This is a genomic window from Halobellus sp. Atlit-38R, from assembly GCF_003665925.1.
Classification (GTDB): Archaea; Halobacteriota; Halobacteria; order Halobacteriales; family Haloferacaceae; genus Haloquadratum; species Haloquadratum inordinatus.
In genome coordinates, this window is the sequence record NZ_QXIJ01000326.1 from 1 (window position 1) to 458 (window position 458).

The window sequence follows — 458 nt, forward strand, 5'->3', positions numbered from 1 at the left end:
CGGTTCGAACCTCACGGTGTCGGTCGCTATGGCCGACGCCGGCGGCGCGCCACCACCCTTCGTCGGGTCGACTGCGCCGTCGACGACGACGTGGTCCACCTCCCACGTTCGCAGGTCCGAGAGCAAGACGAGGTCAGCCGGTGCCCCCGGCCGAATCCGCCCGAAGGGGAGCCCGTAGCTCTCGGCGGTGTTGACGGTCGCCATCTGCACCGCCTCCACCGGGTCGACGCCCAACCGGATGGCCTTTCGAACCGCGAAGTCGACGCCGCCCCGCTCGGCGGCGACCGCGTCCCGCCGCGAGTCGCCGACGAACAGCGCGTCCTCGGGGGCGGCGCCGAGCCGGTCGATCGCCGCGAGCAGCGACGCCGGGTCCGGCTTGTGGCTCCCGACGGTGTCGCGGCCGACGATGGCGTCCCCGTCAATCGCGTCGGCGAGCCCGTGCGTCTCGACCGCGATCC

General features: G+C 73.6%; 1 protein-coding gene. It reads right to left on the minus strand.

Features of this window, described 5'->3' with window-relative positions:
* A partial coding sequence (locus D3D02_RS21735; protein WP_233560733.1) for an HAD-IA family hydrolase occupies positions 1–458 on the minus strand: 458 nt, incomplete at both ends.